9 protein-coding genes are annotated in these 9,542 nt (G+C 69.4%); 7 read left to right on the top strand and 2 right to left on the bottom strand.

Going from position 1 to position 9,542, the window contains the following annotated elements; translation table 11 throughout:
* Positions 1-180 precede the first annotated feature (180 nt).
* From AB0D99_RS04115 to AB0D99_RS04105, 3 genes are all read left to right on the top strand, one after another.
* Positions 181-543, top strand: a complete 363-nt coding sequence (locus tag AB0D99_RS04115; RefSeq protein ID WP_362356644.1) for a hypothetical protein — start codon at positions 181-183, stop codon at positions 541-543.
* Positions 544-908: 365 nt separating this feature from the next.
* Positions 909-2,792: an ABC transporter ATP-binding protein gene (locus tag AB0D99_RS04110; RefSeq protein ID WP_362356642.1), complete on the top strand. Its 1,884-nt coding sequence runs from the start codon at positions 909-911 to the stop codon at positions 2,790-2,792.
* 367 nt (positions 2,793-3,159) lie between these two features.
* The gene (locus AB0D99_RS04105) at positions 3,160-3,372 is read left to right on the top strand and encodes an MbtH family protein (protein WP_362356640.1); all 213 of its coding nucleotides are present in this window, start codon (positions 3,160-3,162) and stop codon (positions 3,370-3,372) included.
* 77 nt (positions 3,373-3,449) lie between these two features.
* Here AB0D99_RS04105 and AB0D99_RS04100 read toward each other — a convergent pair whose 3' ends face one another.
* Both AB0D99_RS04100 and AB0D99_RS04095 read right to left on the bottom strand, forming a co-directional pair.
* Entirely contained in the window at positions 3,450-4,487 is a 1,038-nt protein-coding gene (locus tag AB0D99_RS04100) for a pyridoxal-phosphate dependent enzyme (RefSeq protein ID WP_362356638.1), read from the bottom strand.
* Positions 4,488-4,983: 496 nt separating this feature from the next.
* Positions 4,984-5,982 carry a LuxR C-terminal-related transcriptional regulator gene (locus AB0D99_RS04095; RefSeq protein ID WP_362356636.1) on the bottom strand — a complete coding sequence of 333 codons (999 nt, stop codon included), beginning with the start codon at positions 5,980-5,982 and terminating at the stop codon, positions 4,984-4,986.
* A gap of 360 nt (positions 5,983-6,342) precedes the next feature.
* Between AB0D99_RS04095 and AB0D99_RS04090 the strand changes: the two genes are divergently transcribed.
* The 4 genes from AB0D99_RS04090 to AB0D99_RS04075 all read left to right on the top strand — a co-directional run bounded on the left by AB0D99_RS04090 (position 6,343) and on the right by AB0D99_RS04075 (position 9,471).
* Positions 6,343-6,645, top strand: coding sequence for a hypothetical protein (locus AB0D99_RS04090; protein ID WP_362356634.1), 303 nt, complete (start codon positions 6,343-6,345; stop codon positions 6,643-6,645).
* A 184-nt stretch (positions 6,646-6,829) separates the two neighbouring features.
* Positions 6,830-7,171, top strand: coding sequence for a hypothetical protein (locus AB0D99_RS04085; RefSeq protein WP_362356632.1), 342 nt, complete (start codon positions 6,830-6,832; stop codon positions 7,169-7,171).
* Between the two features lie 47 nt (positions 7,172-7,218).
* A complete protein-coding gene (locus AB0D99_RS04080; RefSeq protein ID WP_362356630.1) occupies positions 7,219-8,256 on the top strand; it encodes a transcriptional regulator in 1,038 nt (345 codons plus the stop codon).
* A 114-nt stretch (positions 8,257-8,370) separates the two neighbouring features.
* Positions 8,371-9,471: a prephenate dehydrogenase gene (locus AB0D99_RS04075; RefSeq protein ID WP_362356628.1), complete on the top strand. Its 1,101-nt coding sequence runs from the start codon at positions 8,371-8,373 to the stop codon at positions 9,469-9,471.
* The last annotated feature ends 71 nt before the right edge of the window (positions 9,472-9,542 follow it).

Raw genomic sequence — 9,542 nt, 5'->3', positions numbered from 1 at the left:
CGCTCTGGGGTCCGCCGGCCTCCGGCCGCTCACGGTCCTTCGGGGCCGGCGGTCCCCGACGGCTCCACGGCCACCGGGTCCGCCCGCACCCCGTGCCGCCGGCAGACCACTCACTTCGGTTCGCGGGCGATTCAACGACCTCACTTCCATCCGTTCCTGGCGACAGAAGGCGTACTTCTCATGTCTCTCGCGATCCCGTCCTCCGCCCCCTCGACCGCCTCCGCCGCCGAGCCGGACCGCCGCGTCGGCGCCACCCCGCCCGGCGGTGAGGCCCGGCCAGCCGAGGCCCCGGCTCCCGAGGCCCTCGCCGCGACGCCGTCCACGGCGGACGGCGAGGCCCCGTCGCGGCCGGTCGCCGACCCTGCCCTCGACGCCGTCGCCGTCGCCGAGATCCGGCGCAAGGTGATCCTCGACGCCCTTGACCCGGGGCCGCGGCCCGGCACGGCCGCCAAGCCGAGCCGCCGCAGATTCCTCTCCCGAGTGAAGGACTTCTACGCCCAGGAGCTCACTCACGACACCCCGAAGCCGGAGAACAACGGCTGACGGGCGGGCCTTTCGCCGCACCGACCCGGGGCCTCTCCACAAGAGACCTCCCCGGGCGACAGAAAGCGCAGAACGTACATGCCCATGGTGACGAACACGACCGTTCCGACTCCCGCCGAGCCGCATTCCGATGCGGCCGGCGCCACCATCCGGGGCGACCCCGAGCGCCTTGTGCGCACAGGGCGAAACCCACTCCACGGCACCCCACTCCACCGCAACGCGTCGGCAGCGGCCGTCCTTCAGGCCGCCGCACCGCCTTCCGATCGGACGGAAAGGGCTCTTACACCCACAAGCGAGGAGTTTTCTCCATGGCCCTCATAGGCGGCCCAAGAATTACCTCCGGAACCACTCTCGAGAAAGGAAGGATGAGCCGCCAGAAGATCAGGCCGGGCACGCTGCGGCGCATAGTCCCGTACGCTGTTCGCTACCGGAACCAACTGGCGGTCCTGGTCCTCGCGAGCATCGCCTGCGGCGCGATCACCGCCGCCAGCCCGCTGATGCTGAAGTTCATGATCGACGATGGCATCGTGCCGAAGAGGTTCGAGATCGTCGTGATGCTGGCCTTCGGCATCGTGCTGCTGGCGTTGATGGAGTCGTTCGTCCTCTACATCGAGGCCCGCTGCTCGGGCAGGATCGGCGAGGGACTCGTCTACGACCTGCGGACCGAGGTCTTCGAGCATGTGCAGCGGCAACCGCTCGCCTTCTTCTCGAGGGTGCAGACGGGAGCGCTCGTCAGCAGGCTCAACACGGACATCGCCGGGACCCGGCAGGCGATCACCTCACTTCTGACACAGGCGGTGTCGGCGCTCCTGACCCTGGCCATCGTCGTCAGCACGATGATCTATCTGTCGTGGGAGATCACCCTTGTCGCCCTGGCGATGGTGCCGCTCTTCCTCTTCCCGGCCCGCATCATCGGCCGCAAGCTGCAGCGGCTGACCCGCGAGCGGATGAACCTCGACGGTGAGATGGGCTCCATGATGAGCGAGCGCTTCAACGTCTCGGGCGCGGAGCTCGCCAAGCTGTACGGCCGGCCCGCCTCGGAGGCGGCGCTCTTCGAGGAGAAGGCGGGCCGCGTCCGTGACATCACCGCCCTGAACGTCGTGCACGGTCGGATGTTCTTCATCGTCATCACGGTGCTCACCTCGATGACGACGGCGATCGTGTACGGCTTCGGCGGGAACCTGGTGATCGCCGGAACGCTCCAGATCGGCACGCTCGTCGCGATGGTGACGCTGCTGTTCCGGATGTACGGGCCGATCAACCAGCTCTCCGGCCTGCAGATTCAGGTGTTGACGGTGCTCGTCAGCTTCGACCGGATCTTCGAGATCCTGGACCTGAAGCCGCTCGTCGCCGAGAAGCCCGGCGCGCAGGCGCTCCCCTCCGCCGACGAGGACCGGGCCGCGAGCGCGGACGCGACGGCCGGTGGTCTGGAGGTCGAGTTCGACCGGGTGTCGTTCCGCTACCCGACCGCGGAGGAGGTCTCGTTGGCCTCCCTGGAACCGATAGCCCTGCGCGAGCAGGACAGGGGCGACAGCGCCTGGATCCTCAAGGAACTGAGCTTCACCGCTCCTGCCGGACAGCTGACGGCACTCGTCGGCCCCTCCGGTGCCGGCAAGACCACGATCACCCAGCTGGTGCCGCGACTGTACGAGGCGACCTCCGGCACCGTCCGGGTCGGTGGCCACGACGTGCGTGACGTGACGCTCCAGTCCCTGAGCGAGACGGTGGGTGTGGTCAGCCAGGAGACGCACCTGTTCCACGACACGATCCGCGCCAACCTCCTCTACGCGCGCCCCGATGCGACCGAGGAGGAGGTGGTCGAGGCGTGCAGGGCAGCGCTGATCTGGGGTTCGATCTCGGCGTTGCCGAACGGTCTGGACACCGTCGTCGGTGATCGTGGACACCGGCTCTCCGGCGGTGAGAAGCAGCGGCTCGCCCTGGCGCGGCTGCTGCTCAAATCGCCCCCGATCGTGGTCCTCGACGAGGCCACCGCGCATCTGGACTCGGAGTCCGAGGCCGCGATCCAGCGGGCCCTCAGGAGCGCGCTGACGGGGCGTACGTCGCTGGTGATCGCACACCGTCTCTCCACCATTCGGGAGGCCGACCAGATCCTGGTCGTCGACGCGGGCCGCATTCGTGAACGGGGCACGCACGAGGAATTGCTGGCGCACGGGGGTCAGTACGCTTCGCTGTACCACACCCAGTTCAAGGAGCAGGAGGGGGAATCTGACATACAGCGTTCGGCCTGACCCGGTCTCCATGAATTCCGTGGATACTCCCCCTGTGGAACCGGGCGCCGGCCGGCAGTCGACGTGACGGGTCCTGCTACTGGGCGGAGCGCCTTTTGGCAAGAGATCACGGGGTGTTCAACTGATACGCAGGCGCGGTTGAACACCCCGGATCGTCCTGTGCGGTCCGTTGGGCGCGCCCGAAGTGGTGCACAGTCCTAGGGGTGTTGTCGGCTCGATGCGAAGCGAGTCATAGTGAATCGCCGCGGACCCGTGGCGCTCCGCGAGATCTGAATTGTGGATCGCGTGTGTGTGGAATTCCTGCACCCGGGCCACCGGTGTGGTCACCGGCGTGATCAGAGTTGTTCACCTGAGAAAGGACAGTGTGGTGACGAATCCGTTCGACGACCCCAATGCCAGCTACCTGGTCCTCGTCAACGACGAGGGGCAGCACTCCCTCTGGCCCGTCTTCGTCGATGTGCCCGAGGGCTGGAATTCCGTGTACGGCGAGGCGAGCCGGGAGGACTGCCTCGCCTTCATCGAGAAGTCCTGGACCGACATGCGCCCCAAGAGCCTGATCGAGGCCATGGCCGGAAAGTAGTCCGGCATCACGGCACACACACCTCGGCCCGAAGACGGTGACGACCGTCCTCGGGCCGAGGTGTGTGTGGAGGGCGCTCAGCTTGCGACGGCTCGGTGTTCGAGGCCGGCAGGGTCGGCGAGCACGGCGGAGATCAGGCCCGGCTCGACGTTCCCGCCGGAGAGCAGAACGCCGATGTCGGTGCCCCGACCGGGCCCGGACGCGAACGCGATCGCTCCGGCCAGCGCCGTCGCGGCCGCCGGCTCGACGAGCAGCCGGGCCCGGAGCAGCGCGGCCTTCAGACCATCGGTGATGGCCTCCTCGGAGACGGTCAGCACCCGCTCGGCGACAGGGGAGGCGAGGGCGAAGGGGAGCGCGCCGATACGGTCGGGGCGCAGCCCGTCGGCGATGGTGTGCGCGGCGTCCACCGTGACCGGCTCGCCCGCGCGTAGCGCCGCGGTGAAGGCGGGCACGGCCTCCGGCTCCGCGCCGACGACGGCCGCCCCGTGCCCGGACGAGGCGAGGCAGGCGCCCGCGAGGGCGCTGCCCCCGCCGACCGGGACGACGACGGTGTCCAGGCGGACGCCCTCCGCGGCCGCCTGGTCGAGCAGTTCGGCCGTGGCGGTTCCCTGGCCGACGACGACCTGCGGGTTCTCGTACGGGTCGACGACGTCGTAGCCGTGCTGGTCTCGGAGGTCCTCCACGGCGGTCACGCGCTCGGCGAGCGTCGTTCCCGCGAACACCACGTGAGCACCGGCCTCCCGGACCCGCCGGACCTTGGCGGGGGGTGCGTCGGACGGCAGCACGATCAGGGTGGGCAGCGCGTGGGCGCGGGCAGCGAGGGACACCGCGATCGCGTGGTTGCCGGTGCTCTGGGCCACCACGCCCCGGCTGCCGGCGGCGGCCAGCTCCTCGACGGCGAGCAGCGCGCCGCGGACCTTGAAGGACCCGCCGCGCTGGAGGTTCTCGGCCTTCAGCCACAGTCGCGCGCCGCACAGGGCGTCCAGCTGGTCGCTGCGGATGACGGGGGTGCGCAGCACCCTTGTGGCGAGGTGTCGTGCGGCACGGTCGACGTCGGCGCGGGAGAGCCTCGGCAGGGTGGTGCCGACGGCGAGACCGCTCCTGTGATCGGACATGGGTGTCCCCTCGTGAATGTGTCACCGGGTCGTTGCGGAAGGGTCACCGGGCGGCCGGCAATTGCGTCGGCTGAGCGAAACAGGTCGACAGCGGCGGACGAGTCCGTCGGCCGTTCCGGTGAATTGGCGGGGCAATAGTCCGCCCCGGGGCCGCCAAATGTACTGCGTGCATTCCGTGGCTCGCACGTGTCCATATTCCGGCGGACCGCGGAATGATCGACGCGGAGGAGTGCCCGTCGGAACAGGGGGAGCCGAGGGGCGAACGCCGGGGGCGACGTGGGAGCGCTGTGGGAAGGGGGGCGTGGTCCTCGGGCGGACGTGGGCGGGCACGCGGCCGCCCGGGTGCCCGGTCGTGGCGCGGTCGGCCCGCGAGAGGCGACCGTCAGCCTCGGACGTCGGCCACACATGCGCCCCGGGCCTGGTCAGAGTCAGGAGAGGGGGCGAAAGCGGTGAGTGTCAACAAGCCCTGAGCAAGGGGATGTTCTTCGTCTGTCGGTTATTCCGGGGAAGACGGAAGGTAGCCCTCCTGCACGGCGTGGACGCCTGCCTGGAAGCGGCTGCGTGCGTTGAGGTGCGTGAGCAGGCCCGTGGCAATGCGCCGTGCCGTACGGGGAGATACGCCGAGCTTCTTCGCGATCGATTCGTCCGTGGCCCCTTGGGCCAGCAGGTGCAACGCCGTGACCTGCTGCGGAGTCAGCTCGCCGGGCTGCTGGGCGGGCGGGACGCCCAGCGGCTGCGCGGAGCGCCACTCGCTCTCGAACAGTGCGCACAGGGAGGAGATCAGGCCGGGTGAACTGATGGCGACCGCGCCCATTTCGGTGTTGTCGCTGTCGGTGGCGATGATGGCTTCCCGGCGGTCGCAAATGATCATCCGGTTGGGCAGTGAAGGTGCCGTTCGGACATGCGCACCGTTGGATGTGAGCCATTCTGCGTGTTCAACACTGGGCTGGTCGCGGCGAATGCTGTCCAGGTATATCGTGCGCATACTGATTCCTCGCTCGAGCAACCGTCTGTTGAGCGGGCGTGACGCCTGCATGTTGGCCGGTGTCTGAGCGCCCCCAGGGGCGAAGGTGAGGAATTCTCTTTCGACTTGACTGTTCAGGGCTGCGAGGTAGTCCCGAATGGTATCGACACCCTCGAGATATCGGACAGAGGCATTGGAACGGGAGGAGTGTTCGTGTGCGAACTCGGAGATGAGTCGGGCAGCAGCAGCGCGGCTCGATTCGACGCGCTGCTGCTGGGCTGCTAACTCGGCCTGCTGGCGTGCCAGAAGGATTTCCATGCCGAGGTGGGGGTCGACCGCGTGTACCTGACTCGGGTTGTCCGAGGAGGCCCGCACCAGGGCGAGCTCACTGAGTTTGTCCAGAGCTCCGCGCAGATCGGTCTCGGGGATGTTCAGCCGGCCGCCCAGCTCGGAGAGGGAGTCGCCGGGATTCGCCAGCATCCCTCGGTAGACAGTCTCTGCGACGGCGTCGAGCCCGAGGTTGATCAGCATCTGGCTTCCATCTCCGTTGAGTGCTCCAGTCCTGGCAGACGCAACCGAGCGCACCACGGTTGCGTACACGCGTTCGAGGGACGTTCTTGCCAACCCTATCCGAGAGGCAACGTTCAAGGCACCGGGATTTCCCTTCGCCCCCCGTTGCTACCAACGGCGTTGTCGGCCGCCCTGTTCCCTCTCCGTGGAATTGGCTCGAGTCGGGGCCGCCGGTGGCTGCGCGTCTGGCGACCGACCTCTGGCGGCCATCCGGCCCCGGCGTACCGAACGGCCTTTGGGTGACACCCGGTTCGCCACCGGCAGCGCCCTTACCGCCCCTTTGTACGTGAGATTCCACTTTCCCTCGGGAAGGTTCCCCCTGTGTATCTTGTCCACCTCCGCCTTCTCCCGCACCCCGAAGGCGAACGGCTCCCCGACTCCACCGCGGCCCTGCTGACGCGGGGCGGAGACCTCGACGCGGACCGAATCGAGCACGTCAGCGTGCATGCCGACGCCGAGCCCTGCCCGGTTGTCGGTGTCTACGTGCATGCGCCGACGCTGGGACGGGCGGAAGCGGCCGCCCGACAGGCATGGGTGCGCGCCGTCGTGGCCCATCCGCCCCTCGCGCGGTGGGAGTTGGTCTCCGCAGAGGTGCCGCTGTTCCGTCCCAACCCGGACGAATAGCCGCGCCGTTCGAGCGAACTTCACTGCAAATTGGGCGGAATTGACGCCTCCAAAAACGGTCGGGCTGGACTGAATGTGCCAAGGCCGCTTTGCCCGTCCCGAAGCCCCTTCTGCTCCCGATGGGCCGCGGAGAACACTCATGTTCATCGCAGCAAGCCCCCCCAGCAGAACAGGGAAATCCCCCATGATTCGTCAGCTCATTCTCAGCAGCGTCGCCGCCGGTGCCCTCCTTCTGGGCGCACCGGCCGCCTGGGCCGCGGACGGCGCCGACGCGACCGTCGCCACCGCGGGTGACGCGCAGAGAGCCCAGGTCGCCGGGACCGACGGCGAGGGCGACGACGACAACGACGACTCCGGCTGGCAGACCCCCACCCCGACCCATGGCGAGGGCGACGACAGCAAGGACGACTCCGGCTGGCAGACGCCCATCCCGACCCATGGCGAGGGCGACGACGACAACGACGACTCCGGCTGGCAGACCCCCACCCCGACCACCGGCGACGTACGGGACTCCGGATGGCAGTAGGACAGCTGCCCCAGCCCGCAACGCACGCACGACCGGAAAGTGTCGACATGACCGCCGAACAGCTTGAGAGACCGTGCACACGCAGCAGTTCGGAATACCTGCTCGCGCTGCGTGACAAGAGCCTCAACGACGGAACCGTAGAACTCGCCCACCTGGACGAACTGCACGTCACCCACACCCCCCGCATGGGCGGCGTGGACAGCGAATACACCAGAACGCTCGCCGAGGTCGAGGCGGAACTGCCCCCGATCCTCGTGCACCGCCCGACCATGCGGGTCGTCGACGGAGTCCACCGCCTGCGAGCCGCCCAGGCCAACGGGCAGATCTTCATCAAGGTCCGCTACTTCGACGGCGACACGACCGACGCCGATCTGCTCGCCGTAGCGCTCAACGTCTCCCACGGCCGCCCGCTGTCCCTGGAGGACCGCACCGCCGCCGCCGAACGCATCTTCGCCTCACACCCCGAATGGTCGGACCGGGCCGTCGCCTCGGTGGCCGGACTGTCCGCCCGCAAGGTCGCCGAGATACGCCACAACGCGGCCGGCACGCTCCTCCAGCCCGACCGCAGGATCGGGCTCGACGGCCGCTCCCGACCCGTGGACTCCACCCACGGCAGAAGGCTCGCCGGCGAACTGGTCAAGCAGAACCCCACGGCCTCGCTGCGGACCATAGCCCGCCAGGCAGGCATCTCGCCCGCCACCGTCGCGGACGTCCGCAGCCGGGTCATGCGCGGCGAAGACCCCGTCCCCTCCCGCCAGCGCGGTCACGCGGCCGCCGTGGCCGGCGCCCAGGAGCAGTCGGCCTACCGGCCGCCGCAGCGCCGTCCGGCAGCCACCAAGTCACCCGCCGAACTGGGGTCGATCTTCGACATCCTGCGCCGTGACCCTTCGATGCGGCTCAACGAGATGGGCCGTCACATCCTGCGGATGCTGGACGCCGCCGCCCAGGTGGCCCGCGACCGCCAGCGGTTCGTGGAGAGTGTCCCCGCCCACTGCAAGGCGCAGATGTCGGAGCTCGTCCACGGCTACGCCGAGATCTGGGAGATGTTCGCGGAAGACCTCACGAACCACCCGTCGCCCGAATAGCGCCCGTACCCGGGCTCCGGCGTCGCGGCGGCGTGAAGCAGTCACCTCCCCACCCCCACCGTCCCAGGGACACCCATGCGACCGGACGGTCGCGTCCTTGCCGACGAGGAACAGATGAGGCACACCATGTTGCGCACCGTCGTCGTCGTCGGCGCCGGCCTGATCGGCACGTCCATCGCCCTGTCCCTGACGGCCAAGGGCGTCACCGTCTACCTGAGCGACAGGGAACCCATGGCGGCCCTGACGGCCGCCGCACTCGGGGCCGGCCACGCCGCAGAACCCCCCGACACCGTCGACCTGGCGATACTCGCCGTCCCTCCGGCGGACATCGCGACCACCCTCGCCGACGCCCAGCGCCGCGGCGTCGCCCGTTCCTACACCGATGTGGCCAGCGTCAAGGCCCAGGTACTCGACGCCATCGAGGCGGCCGGCTGCGACACGCGCACCTTCCTGGGCGGCCACCCCATGGCGGGAGGGGAACGGGCGGGCCCGCTGGCCGCCCGAGCCGACCTCTTCGAAGGACGTGTGTGGGCGCTCGTACCGACCGGGACCACCTCCGTGGAGACCTGGCGGACCGTGCGGAGCATGCTCGACCTGTGCGGCGCGACCCCGCTGGTCATGGACTCGCAGGGACACGACCGGGCCGTCGCGCTCGTCTCCCACACCCCCCACCTGGTCGCCAGCCTCATGGCGGCCCGCCTGCAACACGCGACCGACGCCGAGGTGGGTCTGTCCGGCCAGGGCGTACGAGACGTCACGCGCATCGCGGGCGGTGACCCCGGGCTCTGGCTCGGGATCCTCTCCGCCAACGCCGACAGCGTCGCCGACGTCCTGGACGCACTGGCCCAGGACCTTGGCGAGGCCATCGCGGCGCTGCGCGCCGTGACCGCCGAGGACGAGACCGGCCGCGCCGCCGGCGCCGAAGCACTGACCGGCCTGCTGAACCGGGGATGCGCCGGCCACGGTCGACTGCCCCAGAAGCGCGGCGCACCCCGGGGCAGCTACGTCACCGTCTCCGTCCTGATCGGCGACCAGCCCGGCGAACTGGCCCGCCTCTTCACCGACGTGGGCGCGGCGGGCGTCAACATCGAGGACGTCTTCATCGACCACGCCCCCGGCCAGATCTCCGGACTGGTCGAACTCCTGGTCACCGCCGAATCCGCCGACCGGCTCCGCAGCAGCCTGAGGGTGCCGAGCACGGTGATGGCCCACTGAACGGAACGAAGAGCACGACGGCGTCCACCGAGGGCGCGAGAACGGGGTGGTGGAGGAGGGGCTGAACATCA

The sequence above is a fragment of the Streptomyces sp. NPDC047971 genome (assembly GCF_040653355.1).
Taxonomy (GTDB): Bacteria; Actinomycetota; Actinomycetes; order Streptomycetales; family Streptomycetaceae; genus Streptomyces.
The sequence above is the reverse complement of the archived record's forward strand: the minus strand, read 5'-3'. Positions and strand labels throughout refer to the sequence as shown.